Raw genomic sequence first — 15,294 nt, 5'->3', positions numbered from 1 at the left:
CCAACCATGAAGCGCTTCTTGCGGGGGCTGGTCTGGCTTTTGGGCTTAGGGCTTCTCCTCGTCCTTCTCCTGGCCCTTTCGGGGTACCTCTACCTGAGGTCCTCCCTGCCCCAAGGGGAGGGCCGCATCGCCCTGAAGGGGCTTTCCGCCCCGGTGGAGGTGGTGCGGGACGAAAGGGGGGTGGTGCGGATCCGGGCGGCGACGCTTGAGGACCTCTTCTTCGCCCAGGGCTTCGTCCACGCCCAAGAGAGGCTTTGGCAGATGGAGTTCCAGCGCCGGGTGGGCCAGGGGCGCTTGAGCGAGGTCCTGGGGGAGGCCACGCTTCCCCAGGACCGGTTCCTCCGCACCTGGGGGTTTTACCGGGCGGCCAAGGCGGCTTACGAGAGGCTCTACCCCGAGGAGAAGGAAGCGGTGGACGCCTACGCCGCCGGGGTGAACGCCTTCTTGGCCTCTGGGGCCCCCTTGCCGCCGGAGTTCAGGCTCCTCGGCTTCCGCCCCGAGCCCTGGACGGGCCCCGACGTTTTGGTCTGGGCCAAGATGATGAGTTACGACCTCTCGGGGAACTGGGAGGAGGAGCTTTTGCGCCACCGCCTCCTCGTCCGGGGGATAAGCCCGGAAAGGCTTCTTGAGCTCCTGCCCCCCTACCCCGAGGACGCCCCCACCGTCCTTAGGGCGGAGGACCTGAGGCTTCCCCTCAAGCGGGAGGAGGCCCCAAGCGCCCTCCTCCGGATGGCCCCGCCCCGCTTCCTCGAGGCCAGCAACAACTGGGTGGTGGCGGGAAGCCGGACCGACACGGGCAAGCCTTTCCTCGCCAACGACCCCCACCTCGCCCTCCAGGCCCCGAGCCTCTGGTTCCTCATGGCCCTCGAGGCCCCGGGGTTCAAGGCCATCGGGGCCACCCTGCCCGGCCTCCCCGGCGTCGTCATCGGCCGCAACGACCGCATCGCCTGGGGGGTGACCAACGTGGGGGCGGACGTGCAGGACCTCTACCTCCTGGAGGAGGTGGAAGGGAGGGGCTACCGCTACAAGGGGAGGGTCGTCCCCTACGGGGTGCGGGAGGAGGTGATCCGGGTCAAGGGGGGAAGGGAAGAGGTGCTGAAGGTGCGGGAGACGGTCTACGGGCCCGTCATCACCGACGCCCTGCAAGACCCCCCCAAGACCCCCATGGCCCTCCGCTGGGTGAGCCTGGACCCGGAAGACCACATCCTCATGGCCTTCCTGGGGGTGAACCGGGCCAGGAACTGGGACGAGTTTCAAAAGGCCTTGGAGCCCTACTCCGCCCCCAGCCAGAACTTCGTCTACGCCGACGTGGAGGGCAACATCGGCTACATCGCCCCGGGGAAGTTCCCCATCCGCAAGGAGGGGCACACGGGGATGGTCCCGGTGCCGGGAAACGGGGAGTGGGACTGGCTGGGTTACCGGAGGCCCGAGGAGTGGCCCCAGGCCTTTAACCCCCCAAGGGGCTATATCGTCACCGCCAACCACAAGGTGACCCCCAAGGGCTTCCCCTACGCCCTCACCTACGACTGGGCCGAGCCCTACCGGGCGGAGCGCATCGAAGAGCTCCTCCTCGCCAAGGAGAAGCTTTCCCTGGAGGACATGAAGGCCATCCAGCAGGACCAAAAAAGCCTCCTCTACCGCGACTTCCGCCCCGTCTTGGAGCTCCTCACACCCCTTTCGGAGAGGAGCCGGGCCTGGAGGGAGAGGCTTCTCGCCTGGGACGGGACCATGGCCCCCACTTCCCAGGAGGCCTTGGTTTTCGCCCTCTGGTACGCCGAGCTCACCCGGCTTCCCGAGAGGGAGGTGGGGGAGGCCTACTGGGACGAGCCCCGCTACCTCCTGAAGGCTCTAAAAGAGGGGGATAAGAACTGCGACCAGCCGGAGACCGAATACAAGGAGTCCTGCCTGGACTACGCCGCCCTCGCCCTGGAACGGGCCTTGGACCGGAAGGAGGCCCTAAAGGCCAGGGCCTGGGGGGAGGTCCACCGGGCCCGCTTCCCCCACGCCGTCCTCACCCACACCCCCCTAAAGCGCCTTTCCGACCGGGAGGTGGCCTTTGGCGGCGACCGCTACACGGTGAACGTGGGCCCCTTGGACCCCAAGACCCTCATCATGAGCCACGGGCCCAGCTACCGCCAGATCGTGGACCTTTCGGACATGGAGAACTCCCTTTTCGTCCACCCTATGGGCCAGTCGGGCCACTTCCTCTCGGCCCATTACGCCGACCTCCTCGCCCTCTGGCGGCGCGGCGACTACCTCCCCATGCGCTTTGGGGCTCCTTTGGGGAGGACGCTCCTTCTGGAGCCCCTTCCTCCGCCTTAAGGGCCTCCGCCGGGGCCCAGCCTGAGCCTTGGCGCTTGGCGTGGGTGGAGGCCAGGCTGGCGAGCTTTAGAAGGTCGTCGGCCGTGGCCGAGGGGTTGGCCGGCACCCGTCCTTGCCGTCGCCTCCCTCCGGCCACGCCCACGGAGAAGTCCACCCTTTTCCCCTCCACCTCCAGGGGCCTGAGGAGGCTGGGAAGGGCGGGGAGGAGGGCCTGTCGGGGCCGAGGAAAGACCAAGGCGAACTCGTCCCCCCCGTAGCGGTAGGCCTCCCCGCCCAGGTCTTGGGCGAAAGCCTTCAGCCGCCGGCCCAAGGCCTTTAGGACCCGGTCCCCAAAGGGGTGGCCGTTTTCCTTGTTGAGGCGGCCAAAGTCGTCCAGGTCCACGAAGAGGAGGGTGGGGTCCTTCCCCTGGGCCAGGAGGCTTTCCAGGTGGTGGCGCAAAAGGTCGGCCCGCGGGAGGCCGGTGAGGGGGTCAAAGTGCTGGCCCAGGGCGAAGGCCAGGGCTCCTTGGGTGAGGATCCCGAGAAGCACTCCGTTCCGCATGACCAAAAGCCGCTCCAGACCCTTGGCCTCCATCAGGCTCTTGGCCTCCAGGAGGCTTGCCTCCGGGGAGATGGCCACCGGGGGGCCTTTAAGCACATCCACCACCAGGCGGTTGGGGTGGGCCCCCCGGAGGTCGCGGCTGGTCACCACCCCCAGGACCTGGCCGTCTTCCACCACTACGAGGCTGCCTACCCGCCGCTGGGCCATAAGACGGGCGGCTTCCCGCACGCTCGTCCATGGGCCGACCCGAAAGGGATCCGGGGCCATGGCCTCCGCTACCCGGAGCATTTACATCTAGTCTAAGCGGATAACCCTCCCCGTGTGAAGCACCACTTCCACCTGGGCCCGCACCACTTGCTCTTCGGAGAGGAGGGGAGCGAGTTCTTCCAGGAGCACCTCCTCGAGGATCGTGAGTTCTAGGGCCTGGAGAAGGCTTTTCCGCACGAGGAGGGCTTCCACCGGTCCTTTTTCCACCCTGAGGAGGGTGAACTGCCCGGGGGCCAGGCTTTCCGCCATGCGACGCGCCGCCTCTGGGCCGACGGGGGCGTGGCGGCCAATGAGGAGGACGTCCCATAGGGGCGGGATCTCAAAAAGCTGGCCGCTTATGCGGAGTTCCAGCTGCCGTTTAGAGGGGGTGTTTTTCTTGGCCATCACCCCCAGTCTACTTCTCCTCCCCGTTCTCCAGCTTCTGGAAGTGCTCCAATACCTCCCGCACCCGCTCGTGCACCCAGTAGACCTTGCGGCCAAAGAGGAGCTCCACCGCCTCGTCCACCTCCTCCACGGCGAAGAGGTGGAAGACGCCCTCCTCCACCGCCTCCACCACCTCCTCCCGTAGGGTGAGGTGGGGGAGGTTGGCCTTGGGCAGGACCACCCCCTGGGTTCCGGTGAGGCCCAGGGTCTGGCAGACGCGGAAAAAACCCTCCACCTTTTCCGCCACCCGGCCCACGGCGAGGACCCTTCCCGTCTGGTCTATGGCCCCGGTCACCGCCAGGTCCTGCCTCAGGGGAAGGCCGGAGATGGCGGAAAGCACCGCCAGTAGCTCGGCGAGGCCCGCCGAGTCCCCCTCGAGGCCCCCGTAGCTCTGCTCAAAGACCAGGCTCACCGTGGCGGAGAGGGCCCCGAGCTGCGCATAGGTGCCCCGCAGGTACCCCGCCAGGGTGAGGACGGCCTTGTGGAAGACCTGGCCCCCCAGGCCCACCTCCCGGTCAATGGAGAGCACCCCCTCCCGCCCCGGCCCCGCCTGGGCGGTGATGCGCACGGGGCGGCCCGTGGGGAGGGGGCCCTCCACCACCACCAGGCCCTTCACCTCCCCCACCCGCTCTCCCTGGACTTCCAGGGCCACCACCCCTTCCCGGATTTCCTCCAGGTAGAGCTCCTCTTCCAGGCCGAAGCGCTCCTCCCTAGACCTCACCGCCTCCCGCACCGCCTCCTTGTCCACGGGGGCCTTGAGGCTCTGGGCTTCCCGCGCCAGGTCCAGAAGGCGGTAAAGCCGGGCGTCTAAGCGCTCCCGGTGGCCGGCCAGGCGCCTTGCCTCGTCCGCCAGGGCGGCCAGGCCTTCGGGGGTGAGGGGGACGCCCTCGGCCTCCAGGAACCCTCCCAGGTAGGCCAGGTTCTCCTCGGTGTAGGGGATTTCCGGGCTAAACTCCACTCGGAAAGGGAAAAGCTCCAGAAACTCCTCGTCCTCCTCCAGGAAGGCCATGACCTCCGGGGGGCCCACCAGGAAGACCTGGGCCTTGAGGGGGGCGGGCTTGAGCCGGGGGCCTTTGACCTCGGGCCTGGGGGTGAGGGGCTCCACCTCCCCGGTGGCCAGGGTCCGCTTGAGAAGGGGGTAGCTTCCGAGCTCCAGGACCCGGTGCGCCTCGAGGACCAACACCCCCCCCGTGGCCCGGTGCAAGGCCCCGGGGCGGAGAAGCCCCAGGTGGGTGGTGAGGACCCCTTCCCGGGCCTCGTACTCCAGGTGGCCGAAAAGCCTTTCCGGGATGGGGTTGGGCTCGTAGACCACCCGGTCGCCCCCCGCCACCAGGAGGTGGGGGAGGAGGCTAAAGGCCAGGGGCTCTTCCTCCAAGGCCGCGGCCCGCAGGAGGGTTTCCAGCACCCAGTCCACGTAGGCCCTGGCCTCGGGGAAGCGTTTCTTGAGCCCCTCCGCCTTGGGCGAGAGGAAGCGCTCGGCGAAGCTCCGCCTCAAGGCGGCCACCTCCGCCTGGGCCTTCTGCCGGGCCTCCACGTAGGCCAGGACCGTCTCCTCCAGCCTGGCGGAAAGCTCCGGGGGCAGGGGGCCTTGGCCGGAGAGCTTGAGGCTTTCCTCCCCTTCCTCCAGGACGAAGCCGTGGGACTTGGCCTCTTCGCCCAGGGCCTCCAGAAGGGCCTCGGCCTCCCTTTGGTAGCGGGCCTCCACCAGGCTTTTGGCATAGAGAAAGCCCTTTTCCCGGAAGAGGGCCGGGGTGAACTCGGAGAGCAGGGCCTCCACCTCCTCCAGGAGGGCCCGGCCTTCCCCCTGGGGAAGGAGGAGGGGGAAGGCCTCCTCCCCCAGGGGGAGGTAGACCAGCTCCTCCTTGGGGAAGGCGCGCCCCTTGAGGTAGGCGAGGAGGCGCTTGCGCTTGCCAAGGCCGCTTGGGCCCACCAAATAGCCGTGCCCGCCCTGGCGGAAGGCGGCCTCGAGGGCCTTCAGGGCCCGCTCCTGGCCGAAAAAGGGCGGGGCGGGTTTGGGCCTCGTGGGGGGGGTGAACCAGCGCAGGGCAGAAACCCTCATCGCGCCCACTATACCCGGGCCTTTGTCCCGGGGGTCCTAGGGTAAACTACCGGCAAAGGGGGATTCCATGGTCAAGGTGGAGGTCTTGGGGATGATTCTCGCCGGGGGGCAGGGAAGCCGCCTTTATCCCCTCACCGCCAAGCGGGCCAAGCCCGCCGTGCCCTTCGGGGCCAAGTACCGCATCATTGACTTCGTCCTGAACAACTTTGTGAACTCGGGGATCTACGCCATCTACGTCCTAACCCAGTACAAGGCCCAGTCCCTCACCGAGCACATCCAACGCTACTGGCGCTTCGGGGCCTTCTTGGAGGACCACTTCATCCTCCTGGTACCCGCCCAGATGTACCGGTACGAGGAGCTTGGGCCCGTCTGGTACCGGGGCACCGCCGACGCCATCTACCAAAACCTGCACCTGGTGCAGAACCATGCCCCCGAGGAGGTGGCCGTCTTTGGGGGGGATCACATCTTCAAGATGAACGTGCGCCACATGGTGGAGTACCACCGGGAAAAGCGGGCGGACATCACCATCGCCGCCTACCCCGTGCCCGTGGAGGAAGCGGGCCGCTTCGGTGTCTTGCAGGTGGACGAGGAGTGGCGCATCACCGAGTTCCAGGAAAAGCCCAAGGTCCCCAAGCCCATCCCCCAGAGGCCCCACCTGGCCCTGGCCTCCATGGGGAACTACATCTTCCGCACGGAGGCCCTCTTTGAGCTCCTGGAGGCCGACGCTCGGGACGAGACCAGCGCCCACGACTTCGGCAAGGACGTGATCCCCCGGGCCCTGAAGGAGGGGTACAGGGTCTACGCCTACGACTTCCACCGCAACCCCATCCCCGGCCAGGAGGGCCCCAACCTCTACTGGCGGGACGTGGGCACCCTGGACGCCTACTACGAGGCCAGCATGGATCTGGTGAAGGTGGTCCCCGAGTTTGACCTCTTCAACCCCGAGTGGCCCCTCCGCACCGCCAACCTCTTCAGCCCTCCCGCCAAGTTCGTCCACGAGACCGGGGAGCGGGTGGGGCGGGCCTTAAATAGCCTTCTCGCCGGCGGGGTCATCGTGAGCGGGGGGACGGTGCGGGAGTCGGTCCTCTTTCGCCGGGTGCGGGTGAACTCCTACAGCCTCGTGGAGCGCTCCGTGCTCTTTGACGACGTGGAGGTGGGGCGCTACTGCCGCATCCGAAACGCCATTGTGGACAAGAACGTGAAAATCCCCCCCCACACCGAGATCGGCTACGACCTGGAGCTGGACCGCGCCCGGGGCTTCACCGTCACCCCCGAGGGCGTGGTGGTGGTGCCCAAGGGCTACCGCTTCTAGCCATGGAGAAGCACCCCGGCAAGCTCTTTTACCGCCTTACCCGCTTGAGCCCGGGAGACGAGCTCCCCCTAAAGCGGAGGCCTAAGGCCAAGGTCTACGCCAACCCCCTGGAGACCCAGGCCCTGCCCCCCTTCCGGGGGGAAGGGGGTCCCCCCTTGTTTCGCGCCATGGCCCATCTGAAGCCCCTTCTTCCCGAGGTGGGCTCGGCCCTCACCTTGAAGGATCTTTCCCAGGTGCTTTATCCCCTGGCGGAGCGGGAGGGGCGCCGGGGATTTCCCTCGGCGGGGGAGGCCTACCCCCTCGAGGCCTACCTGGTGGCCTTCCGGGTGGAGGGGGTGTTCCCCGGGGTCTACCACTACTTTCCCAAGGAGCACCAGCTCTTCCAGATCTCCCCCCGGGCCGAGGCGGCCCCGTGGTCCGAGGCCCTTATGGGCCTGGCCTTGGAAAGGGTGGCGGCCCTCCTTGCCTTCACCCTGGTACCGGAGAGGAGCGAGGCCTTGTACGGCCTTAGGGGGTACCGGTATGCTCTTTTAGAGGCAGGCTACGCCGCGTCCCTCGCCTTGCTTGCCGCGGTGGGCCAAGGTCTGGCCGCCTACCCCGCGGAAACCTTTTACGACGAGGAGGTGGCGCGGCTTCTGGGATTGCCGGAGGGGGAGTATCCCGGGGTGGTGCTGGTTCTGGGGCGGTGAGTATTCGGGGAAACATTATGGGAAGGATTCTCTTGGTGGAGGACGACCCCCAGGTGGGCGAGTTGGTGAAGCGCTTTTTGGAAAAGGAGGGGTTCCAGGTCCACTGGGTCCGCTCGGGGAGGGAGGCGCTGGACCGGGTGTGGGAGGGGGCGAAGCCGGACCTGGTGGTCCTGGACCGGGGCCTACCGGATGTGGAGGGGTTAGAGGTCTTGAAGGAGCTCCGTTCCCTGGACCCTCTCCTTCCCGTCCTGCTCCTCACGGGGCGGGCGGACGAGGACAGCCGGGTGGAGGGGCTTTTGGAGGGGGCGGACGACTACCTGGGCAAGCCCTTCTCCCTCAAGGAGCTCCTCGCCCGCCTCAAGGCCCTCTTGCGCCGGTCCGGGAAGGAGGGGAGGCGGCGCTTCGGGCCCTTGGAGCTGGACCTGGAGGGGCGGCGGGCCTACCTGGAAGGGGAGCCCCTAAGGCTTTCCCCCACGGAGATGAACCTGCTTTTGGCCCTGGCCCAGGCCCCGGGCCGGGTCTTCACCCGGGAGGAGCTTGTGGAAAGGGTCTGGGGCCCGGACTTTGAGGGAAGCGAGCGGGTGGTGGACGCCTACATCCGCCTCCTCCGTAAGAAGCTCCGGGACGACCCCCTGGCCCCCCGCTTTATCGAGACGGTGGTGGGCTTGGGATACCGCTTCCTGGGGGAGTAGTGGAGCGGGTCTTCGCCTACGGGACCTTGAAGCGGGGGGAGAGGAACCACCCCCTGGTGGCCCCCTACCTCCGCCGGGTCCTTCCCGGCTTTGTGGAGGGATTCCACCTTTATCACCTTCCCCGGGGCCCCCACCGCCCCTACGCCTACCCCGCCATGGTGCCGGGGGAGGGGAGGGTCTATGGGGAGGTGCTTTGCCTGGCCTCCGAGGCCCTTCCCCTTTTGGACGCCCTGGAGGAGGAGGGGGAGGAGTACCGGCGGGTGCGGGTGCGGGTGGAGACCGAGGAAGGGCCCCTGGAGGCTTGGGCTTACCTCTACCTGGGCGGCCTCGAGGGGGCCCTGCCCCTTCCCCAGGGGGTCTGGAAGGGGGGGGAGTGATGCGCGTGCTCCACGTGGCCCCCGAGGCCTACCCCCTGGTGAAGGTGGGGGGGCTTGCCGACGTGGTGGGGGCCCTTCCCAAGGCCCTGAAGCCTTTGGGGGTGGAGGCCGAGGTCCTCCTCCCCTGGCACGGGGGGCTAGAGGCCAGGCGGGTGGGGAAGGTGGCCTTCGCCTTCCTGGGGCGGGAGGAAAGGGCCCCCTTGGGGGAGCGGATAGAGGGCGGGGTGCGGTTTCTCCTCCTCGGGGTGGAGGGGTTTGGGCGGGAGCGGGTCTACGGCTACCCCGACGATGCCGAGCGCTACCTCCGCTTCGCCCTGGCGGCCAAGGAGGTGGCCAGGGGGTACGACCTGGTCCACGCCCACGACTGGACGGCGGCCCCCCTCGCCCTCTTTGCCCCCACGGTCTACACCATCCACAACCTGGCCCACCAGGGCCTCGTGGACCCGGGGCTTTTCTTTTCCTGGACCGGGCTTCCCTGGGGCCTCTTTCACATGGAGGCCCTGGAGTTCTACGGCCGGGTGAACCTGATGAAGGGGGGGATCGTCTTCGCCCGCCGGGTCACCACGGTGAGCCCCTCCTACGCCGAGGAGATCCAGACCCCCGAGTTCGGCATGGGCCTGGACGGGGTCTTAAGGAAGCACGCCGGGAAGCTTAGGGGCATCCTGAACGGCTTGGATATGGAGGTTTATGACCCTGCCCGTGACCCCTACCTCCCCGCCCCCTACACCCGGGAGGACCCCTCGGGCAAGGCCCGGGCCAAGGAGGCCTTCCGGGAGAGGACGGGGCTTAGGCCCCCCGTCCTCGCCTACGTGGGCCGCCTGGACCCCCAGAAGGGCCTGGACCTCGTCCTCGAGGCCCTCCCCCGCCTCCTGGAGATGGGCTTTCGCCTCTACGTTCAAGGCGTGGGGGACGGGGGGCTTCAGGAGGCGTTCCTCCGGGCGGGGGAGGAAAACCCCGAAGGCATACGCTTCCTCCCCGCCTACGACGAGGCCATGGCCCGCCTGGCCTACGCCGGGGCGGAGGCCCTTCTGGTGCCCAGCCGCTTTGAGCCCTGCGGCCTGGTGCAGATGATCGCGAGCCGCTACGGCACCCCCCCCGTGGCCCGGGCGGTGGGGGGGCTCAAGGACACCGTGGAGGACGGGAGGACCGGGGTCCTTTTTGAGACCTACCACCCCGAGGGGCTTCTTTACGGCGTGCTCCGCCTCCTCCGCCTGGGGGCGGAGGCGATGGGCCTTAGGGCCATGGAGAAGGACTTCTCCTGGGAGGGGCCGGCCCGGGCCTACCGGGAGGTGTACCGGGAGGCCTTGGGCTGACCCCTTAGGATGGAGGGGTGGTGCCGGACGAGGCCCTTGCGCGCTTCCTCGCCCTTCTCCGGCGCAGGGACTACGCCGGGGCCCGGGCCTACGCCGAGGGTTTCCCCGAGGGGGAGCGGGAGCGGCTTTTAAGGGGGCTTGCCCTTCTGGAGGAGGACCCCGAGGCCCTGGACGACCCCCTCTTCGCCGCCGAGAGGGAGGTGGTCCTGGGGGTGAAGGCGGTGCGGGAGGGCAGGCGGGAGGAGGCGCTGGAGCGCTTCCGGAGGGCCCTGGAGCTTGACCCCCTCCACCACCGGGCCCTCACCAACCTGGGGACCCTCCACCTGGAGCGGGGGGAGCTGGAGGAGGCCCTCGCCCTCTACCAAAAGGCCCTCCAGCTCGCCCCCGAGGACCCCCTCCTCCACGAGAACCTGGCCGCCCTCTACAAGCGGAAGGGGGACCTGGACAGGATGGTGGCCCACATGAAGCGGGCGACCCGCCTGAAGATGGCCCCGCCCCCCTCCCTAGACCCCCTCACGGGCAAGCCCCAGCGCTCCTTCCGGGTGCCCCTTTGGGTGTGGGTTTTCCTCCTCGCCCTCCTGGCCTACCTCCTTCTCCATAAGCCGTAGGGCCCGATCCAGGGCCTGAAGGGAGCGCCCCTCCGAGAGGAGCCTACGCCAGGTTTTACCTCCCGGCCTTCCCCGGAAGAGGTGGAGCATGTGCCTCAGGACCGCCCATGGGGGCGTGCCCTTTAGGGCCTCCTCCTCCAGGTAGGCCCGCATCCTCCGGGCCGCCTCGAGGCGGCTTGGCCGATGGGAAAGGCCAAAGACCCTCCGGTCCGCCTCCTCCAGGAGGAAGGGGTCCTGGTAGACCGCCCGCCCCAGCATGACCCCGTCCACCCGCAAGAGGTGGAAGAGGGCCTCCTCCAGGCTCCTTATTCCCCCGTTGGTGACGAAGGCGAGGTGGGGGAAGTCCTCCTTAAGCCGGTGGACCCAGTCGTGGCGCAGGGGGGGGATCTCGCGGTTTCCCTTCGTGGAGAGGGCGAGGAGGGCGCTTCTGGCGTGGACGACGAAGACCCTCACCCCGGCCTCCGCCATGGCCTCCACGGCCCGGACGAGCCCCCCGTAGGTTTCCTTTCCTTCCAGGCCCAGGCGCATCTTCACCGTCACGGGGACGCGGACGGCTTCCACCATGGCCCGGAGGATCTCCTGTACCCGCGCGAGGTCCAGGAGAAGGCAGGCCCCGTACCCCCCTTCCTGGGCCTTCTCCGAGGGGCAGCCCAGGTTGAGGTTCACCTCGTCGTAGCCAAAGGCCTCCCCGATCCTGGCCACCTCCGCCAGGCTCCTGGGGTCCTTGCCCGCAAGCTGGAGGGCGACGGGGTGCTCCTCTGGGCGGAAGGCGAGGAGGCGCTCCCGGTTTCCCCGGAGCACCGCCTGGTCCACGGTCATCTCCGTATAGAGCCTAACCCCCAGGCTCACCTGCCGCACCAGGAAGCGGAAGTGCCGGTCGGTGCGGTCCACCATGGGGGCCACGGAAAGCCTCAGGTCAAGCACCCTGCAGGACCTCCTCGGGGGAGAGGGGCTTGGGCTCGCGGAAGCTGATGGCCTCCCACTCCCCCTCCTCCACCACCTCGAGGCCCGGGTGGCGGGCCTTAAGGTGGGCCACCACCCCCTGCACCAGGTCCTCGGGGGTGCTGGCAGCGGAGGTGATTCCCAGGCTTTCCACGCCCTCGAGCCAGGCCTCCTCCAGCTCCTCGGGCCGCTCCAGCCGGTAGGCCCGGCCCACCAGGCTCTGGGCCAGCTCCAAAAGGCGCATCCCGTTGGAGGAGTGGGGGCTCGTGAGGACCAGGAAGGCCTCCACCTTGGGGGCGATGCGCTTCACCGCCTCCTGCCGGTTCTGGGTGGCGTAGCAGAGGTCCTTGCGAGCGGGGACCACCAGCTTGGGAAAGCGTTTTTTGAGGATCTCTATGGTGGCCAGGGTGTCGTCCACACTTAGGGTGGTCTGGGTGAGGACCACCACCTTTTCGGGGTCCGGCACCTCCACGGTGCGGGGGTCGGCCAGGCGGGGGTCCTTGCCCACGTGGGTGTGCACCGCCACCAGGAGGGTCCTCTCCGGGGCCTCCCCGTAGGTGCCCTTGATCTCCTGGTGGTCGGCGGAGTCCCCGATGAGGAGGATCCAGTACCCCTCCTCCGCGTAGCGCCTCGCCTCGGTGTGCACCTTGGTGACCAGGGGGCAGGTGGCGTCCAGGACGGTGAGGCCCATCTCCGCCGCCTGCCTGCGGACGGCGGGCGGGTGGCCGTGGGCGGAGAAAACCACCGTGTCCGCAAGGCGCCGCTCTTGCCTCAGCCTCTCCACCTCGGCGAGGTCCTCCACGAAGTGGACCCCCTTGGCCTTAAGGCGCTCCACCACCACGCGGTTGTGAACGATCTCGTGGTAGACCACGAGCTCGCCCTTTTCCTTCAGGGCCTCCGCCCAGCGCTCCACCGCCTCTATGGCCATCACCACCCCGGCGCAAAAACCCCGGGGCCGGGCCAGATAGACCCGCCTAAGCCCCCCCATGCCCCCCATTCTAGGGCCCGGGCCTCCTCTCCTTTGTGGCCTGGGCGAGAACCCTTTCCGCCGCTTCCCGGGCGAAGGAGGTCCGGGCCCGCTCCAGGGCCTTGCGGGCGGTTTCCCGGCCCTTACCTCCGGGGCGGAAGCCCTCCTGGGCCCAGGCCAGGAGGGCCAGGGCGGTGGCGGGGAAGGGGAGCCCCGCCTTTTCCAGGAGGCCCAGGCCTTCCCCAAAGCGGTGGAGGGCCTCCCGGTAATCCCCCTTAAGGAGGGCCTCGCTTCCCCTTTGGAAGAGGCGGGCTACCCCAAGAAGCCCCTCCCCCTCCACCGGCGCTTCTCCCGCCTCGGCGGAGCGGAAGGCGGCCTCCAGGAGCCTTTCCAGGGCCAAGGCCCTTTCGGCCTCGAGGAGGAGGGGAGCGTACTGGGTCCTGAACAGGGGGGCGAACCAGGAGAGACGGAGGGGGCTTTTGAGGTAGAAGGTCTCCCCCCGGGCCTCCACCTCCTCCCCCAGGGCCTGGAGGAGAGGGACGAGCCGGGGAAACCGGGCCCGCACCTCCTCCCGCTTGGCCTCGCCCCGGAGGGCCAGGAAGAAGCGGAAGGCCTCTACTCCCGCCATTCCTCCACTTCCTTGTAGTGGACCAGGGCGGCGAAGAGGGGAGAGGGGCCCTCGGAAACGGCGAACCTTACCTCCACCAGGACGGTGTTTTCCGGCAGGCTTTCCACAAAGCGATTCAGCCTCTCCTGGAATATGTCCGGGTCGTTCCCGGTGATGACCTTGAAGCGCACTCCCTGCATGGCCCCATTATGCCCGGCGCTCCACCAGGGCGGTGAGGAGTTCCCGGAGAAGGCCCGCCGCCCCTTTCCCTGGAAGGCCCTCCAGGGCGGGAAGCAGGGCTTGGAACCCCTCCTCCTTGAGCCTCTTGGCCGTGGCCTTGCTCCAGGAGAGGGCCTGAGAGGCCAGAAGCCTTTCCCAAAGCCAGCGCACCTCCTCCTCGGGCTTTTCCTCCCGGGGGAGGCGGAGGAGGGCCTCCGCCCGGGCCCTTTCCTCGGGGGAGGCTTCTTCCAGGAAACGGAGGAGGATCAGGGTGCGCTTGCCCTCGTACAGGTCCCCGGCCCGTTCTTTGCCGTAGGCCTCGTCCCCCTCCAGGTTGAGGAGGTCGTCCACGATTTGGAAGGCCGTGCCTAGCCTCAAGCCCCCTTCCGCGTAGGCCCCAGGGGGCTCCTGCCCGGCGAGGAGGGCCCCAAGGCGCAAGGGGGCCACGGCGGTGTAGTAGGCGGCCTTGTGGGCCACCATGTGGAAGTAGTCCTCGGGGCGGAGGTCCAGCCTCCCCGTGAGGGTCCAGAGGAGGTCCAGGTGCTGGCCGTAGGCGGTACGGCGCACCACCTCGTGGAACTCCAAGAGCACCTCCGGCCCGTAAAGCCCCCGGGCAAGGCCTTCTGTGAGGAGGCCCCACATCTCGGCGTGCAGGGCGTCTCCCGCGTTCAGGGCCAGGGGCATGGGGTGGAGGCGGTGGAGGGCGGGGCGGCCCCGGCGTTCCTCCGAGCCGTCCTCTATGTCGTCGTGGACCAGGACCCAGTTCTGGAAGAGCTCCATGGCGGTTGCGGCCTCGAGGGCCGCCCCCAGGGAGGCTCCGTGGGCCAGGGCGCTGTAAACGGTGAGGAGGCCCCGGAGCATCTTGCCGCCTCGGCGGGGATAGTCTTGGAGAAGTTCCTGATAAACGGGATCGGGGTGGGCCAGGCGGGCGAGGAGCTTCTCCTGGATGGCCGTCCGGATGGCTTCGGGCGCGGGCTCCATGCCTTACACTTTAGGCCATGCGCGGTTACGCCCTGGGCCTTTTCGCCCTCAACCTCCTAACCCTCCTCTGGGGTACCACCTTCGTGGTGGTGAAGGGGGCGGTGGAGGCCATGCCCGCCAGTACCTTGGTCTTCCTGCGCTTCCTGGTGGCGAGCCTTTTCTTCCTTCCCTGGCTCCTGCGCCTGCCCAGGGGGGCCTTTGGGCCGGGGATGGAGCTGGCCTTTTGGCTGCTTCTGGGCTACGCCAGCCAGGCCATCGGCCTCCAGTACACCTCCGCCAGTCGGAGCGCCTTCATCACCGCCTTGAACGTGGTCCTGGTGCCCCTCCTCCTCTCCTTGGGGGGGAGGAGGGTGGGGCGGGCGGGAAGGGCCGCCCTCTTGGCCTTCCTGGGGGTGGGGCTTCTCTCCTATGACCCCAAGCAGCCTCCCCTCAACGCGGGGGACCTTTGGACCCTGGCCACGGCGGTGACCTACGCCCTTTACATCGTCCGCCTCGAGGTCCACGCCAAGGCCTTCCCCTCCCTGCCCCTCACCGCGGTCCAGGTGGTGGGGACGGCCCTTCTGGCCTGGCCCTGGGCCCTTGGGGAAGGGGGCTTCTCCCGGGAGGTTCCCTGGGGGGCGGTGCTCTACCTGGGGGCGGTGGCCACGGCCCTCACCACCTGGCTTCAGACCTGGGGGCAGAAGTACGTTCCCGCGCCCCAGGCGGCGGTGCTTTACACCCTCGAGCCCGTCTGGGCCACCCTCTTCGCCTGGATTCTCCTGGGCGAGCGCCTGGGCTTCACGGGGGTTTTGGGCGCGTCCTTGGTGATTCTGGCTACCTTGCAGGCTATCCGCCGATCCCCAGCATGACCCGCTTGCGCAGGGTGGGCAGGGTGTTGCCGAAGGCGGGCTTGCGGTTGGTGGCGATAAGGATGGCGTCCACCAGGGCCTCCACCGGCTCGGGGGCGGCGAAGGCCCAGGCGATGTCCATCTCCAG

General features: G+C 68.5%; 16 protein-coding genes and 1 pseudogene (1 of these 17 running past the window's edge). 8 read left to right on the top strand and 9 right to left on the bottom strand.

All coding sequences use genetic code 11. The annotated features are described in order from the left end of the window. Nucleotides 1-6: 6 nt before the first annotated feature. A complete protein-coding gene (locus ACY5J6_RS10060; protein WP_462844863.1) occupies nt 7-2,322 on the top strand; it encodes a penicillin acylase family protein in 2,316 nt (771 codons plus the stop codon). A gap of 37 nt (nt 2,323-2,359) precedes the next feature. Here ACY5J6_RS10060 and ACY5J6_RS10055 read toward each other — a convergent pair. The 3 genes and pseudogenes from ACY5J6_RS10055 to ACY5J6_RS10045 all read right to left on the bottom strand — a co-directional run. Then, a pseudogene (locus tag ACY5J6_RS10055) lies at nt 2,360-3,130 on the bottom strand (GGDEF domain-containing protein); the annotation flags it as partial. A gap of 27 nt (nt 3,131-3,157) precedes the next feature. Further along, nucleotides 3,158-3,514 carry a hypothetical protein gene (locus ACY5J6_RS10050; RefSeq protein WP_462844861.1) on the bottom strand — a complete coding sequence of 119 codons (357 nt, stop codon included), beginning with the start codon at nt 3,512-3,514 and terminating at the stop codon, nt 3,158-3,160. A 10-nt stretch (nt 3,515-3,524) separates the two neighbouring features. Continuing rightward, nucleotides 3,525-5,612 carry an AAA family ATPase gene (locus ACY5J6_RS10045; protein WP_462844859.1) on the bottom strand — a complete coding sequence of 696 codons (2,088 nt, stop codon included), beginning with the start codon at nt 5,610-5,612 and terminating at the stop codon, nt 3,525-3,527. Nucleotides 5,613-5,679: 67 nt separating this feature from the next. Here ACY5J6_RS10045 and glgC point away from each other — a divergent pair, with 67 nt between their 5' ends. From glgC to ACY5J6_RS10015, 6 genes are read left to right on the top strand one after another with little or no spacing between them, the layout of a single operon-like run. After that, nucleotides 5,680-6,924 carry a glucose-1-phosphate adenylyltransferase gene (gene glgC, locus ACY5J6_RS10040; RefSeq protein ID WP_462844857.1) on the top strand — a complete coding sequence of 415 codons (1,245 nt, stop codon included), beginning with the start codon at nt 5,680-5,682 and terminating at the stop codon, nt 6,922-6,924. A gap of 2 nt (nt 6,925-6,926) precedes the next feature. Next, on the top strand, nt 6,927-7,613 hold the full coding sequence (locus ACY5J6_RS10035; RefSeq protein ID WP_462844856.1) for a SagB/ThcOx family dehydrogenase: 687 nt from the start codon (nt 6,927-6,929) through the stop codon (nt 7,611-7,613). A 17-nt stretch (nt 7,614-7,630) separates the two neighbouring features. After that, a complete protein-coding gene (locus ACY5J6_RS10030) occupies nt 7,631-8,305 on the top strand; it encodes a response regulator transcription factor (protein WP_462844855.1) in 675 nt (224 codons plus the stop codon). Next, nucleotides 8,305-8,682: a gamma-glutamylcyclotransferase family protein gene (locus tag ACY5J6_RS10025; RefSeq protein WP_462844853.1), complete on the top strand. Its 378-nt coding sequence runs from the start codon at nt 8,305-8,307 to the stop codon at nt 8,680-8,682. The genes ACY5J6_RS10030 and ACY5J6_RS10025 overlap by 1 nt, the downstream gene beginning before the upstream one ends. Next, nucleotides 8,682-9,995: a glycogen synthase gene (locus ACY5J6_RS10020; RefSeq protein WP_462844851.1), complete on the top strand. Its 1,314-nt coding sequence runs from the start codon at nt 8,682-8,684 to the stop codon at nt 9,993-9,995. Before ACY5J6_RS10025 ends, ACY5J6_RS10020 begins: the two co-directional genes overlap by 1 nt. Nucleotides 9,996-10,012: 17 nt before the next feature. Further along, nucleotides 10,013-10,603: a tetratricopeptide repeat protein gene (locus tag ACY5J6_RS10015; RefSeq protein ID WP_462844850.1), complete on the top strand. Its 591-nt coding sequence runs from the start codon at nt 10,013-10,015 to the stop codon at nt 10,601-10,603. On the opposite strand, the gene dusA is transcribed toward ACY5J6_RS10015, so the two are convergent. The 5 genes from dusA to ACY5J6_RS09990 are packed head-to-tail and all read right to left on the bottom strand — an operon-like array spanning nt 10,499 to nt 14,319. Then, complete coding sequence (gene dusA, locus ACY5J6_RS10010; RefSeq protein ID WP_462844848.1) at nt 10,499-11,527, bottom strand: tRNA dihydrouridine(20/20a) synthase DusA; 1,029 nt, start codon at nt 11,525-11,527, stop codon at nt 10,499-10,501. The two genes, ACY5J6_RS10015 and dusA, sit on opposite strands and share 105 nt — an antisense overlap. Then, nucleotides 11,520-12,542, bottom strand: a complete 1,023-nt coding sequence (gene ispH, locus ACY5J6_RS10005; protein WP_462844846.1) for a 4-hydroxy-3-methylbut-2-enyl diphosphate reductase — start codon at nt 12,540-12,542, stop codon at nt 11,520-11,522. The genes dusA and ispH overlap by 8 nt, the downstream gene beginning before the upstream one ends. A gap of 1 nt (nt 12,543) precedes the next feature. Then, nucleotides 12,544-13,140, bottom strand: a complete 597-nt coding sequence (locus ACY5J6_RS10000) for a hypothetical protein (RefSeq protein WP_462844844.1) — start codon at nt 13,138-13,140, stop codon at nt 12,544-12,546. Then, the gene (locus ACY5J6_RS09995) at nt 13,128-13,319 is read right to left on the bottom strand and encodes a hypothetical protein (protein ID WP_054638377.1); all 192 of its coding nucleotides are present in this window, start codon (nt 13,317-13,319) and stop codon (nt 13,128-13,130) included. The genes ACY5J6_RS10000 and ACY5J6_RS09995 overlap by 13 nt, the downstream gene beginning before the upstream one ends. Before the next feature lie 7 nt (nt 13,320-13,326). Continuing rightward, a complete protein-coding gene (locus tag ACY5J6_RS09990; protein ID WP_462844843.1) occupies nt 13,327-14,319 on the bottom strand; it encodes a polyprenyl synthetase family protein in 993 nt (330 codons plus the stop codon). Nucleotides 14,320-14,336: 17 nt separating this feature from the next. Between ACY5J6_RS09990 and ACY5J6_RS09985 the strand changes: the two genes are divergently transcribed. After that, entirely contained in the window at nt 14,337-15,167 is an 831-nt protein-coding gene (locus ACY5J6_RS09985) for a DMT family transporter (RefSeq protein WP_462844842.1), read from the top strand. Here ACY5J6_RS09985 and moaA read toward each other — a convergent pair. Next, nucleotides 15,145-15,294: the final stretch of a GTP 3',8-cyclase MoaA gene (gene moaA / locus ACY5J6_RS09980; RefSeq protein WP_462844840.1), read on the bottom strand. 828 nt of this gene lie beyond the right edge of the window; only the last 150 of its 978 coding nucleotides appear in the window; its start codon lies off the right edge, out of view; it ends in the stop codon at nt 15,145-15,147. The genes ACY5J6_RS09985 and moaA overlap by 23 nt on opposite strands.

It is taken from the genome of Thermus sp. H19.2 (assembly GCF_054979525.1).
This window is presented reverse-complemented; position numbering and strand designations above follow the sequence as displayed.

What these genes read in the sequence shown, in the direction of transcription:
- ACY5J6_RS10060 (WP_462844863.1), top strand. Translation starts at nt 7, where the DNA reads ATGAAGCGCTTCTTGCGGGGGCTGGTCTGGCTTTTGGGCTTAGGGCTT.
- ACY5J6_RS10050 (WP_462844861.1), bottom strand. Translation starts at nt 3,514, where the DNA reads ATGGCCAAGAAAAACACCCCCTCTAAACGGCAGCTGGAACTCCGCATA.
- ACY5J6_RS10045 (WP_462844859.1), bottom strand. Translation starts at nt 5,612, where the DNA reads ATGAGGGTTTCTGCCCTGCGCTGGTTCACCCCCCCCACGAGGCCCAAA.
- glgC (WP_462844857.1), top strand. Translation starts at nt 5,680, where the DNA reads ATGGTCAAGGTGGAGGTCTTGGGGATGATTCTCGCCGGGGGGCAGGGA.
- ACY5J6_RS10035 (WP_462844856.1), top strand. Translation starts at nt 6,927, where the DNA reads ATGGAGAAGCACCCCGGCAAGCTCTTTTACCGCCTTACCCGCTTGAGC.
- ACY5J6_RS10030 (WP_462844855.1), top strand. Translation starts at nt 7,631, where the DNA reads ATGGGAAGGATTCTCTTGGTGGAGGACGACCCCCAGGTGGGCGAGTTG.
- ACY5J6_RS10020 (WP_462844851.1), top strand. Translation starts at nt 8,682, where the DNA reads ATGCGCGTGCTCCACGTGGCCCCCGAGGCCTACCCCCTGGTGAAGGTG.
- ispH (WP_462844846.1), bottom strand. Translation starts at nt 12,542, where the DNA reads ATGGGGGGCATGGGGGGGCTTAGGCGGGTCTATCTGGCCCGGCCCCGG.
- ACY5J6_RS10000 (WP_462844844.1), bottom strand. Translation starts at nt 13,140, where the DNA reads ATGGCGGGAGTAGAGGCCTTCCGCTTCTTCCTGGCCCTCCGGGGCGAG.
- ACY5J6_RS09995 (WP_054638377.1), bottom strand. Translation starts at nt 13,319, where the DNA reads ATGCAGGGAGTGCGCTTCAAGGTCATCACCGGGAACGACCCGGACATA.
- ACY5J6_RS09990 (WP_462844843.1), bottom strand. Translation starts at nt 14,319, where the DNA reads ATGGAGCCCGCGCCCGAAGCCATCCGGACGGCCATCCAGGAGAAGCTC.
- ACY5J6_RS09985 (WP_462844842.1), top strand. Translation starts at nt 14,337, where the DNA reads ATGCGCGGTTACGCCCTGGGCCTTTTCGCCCTCAACCTCCTAACCCTC.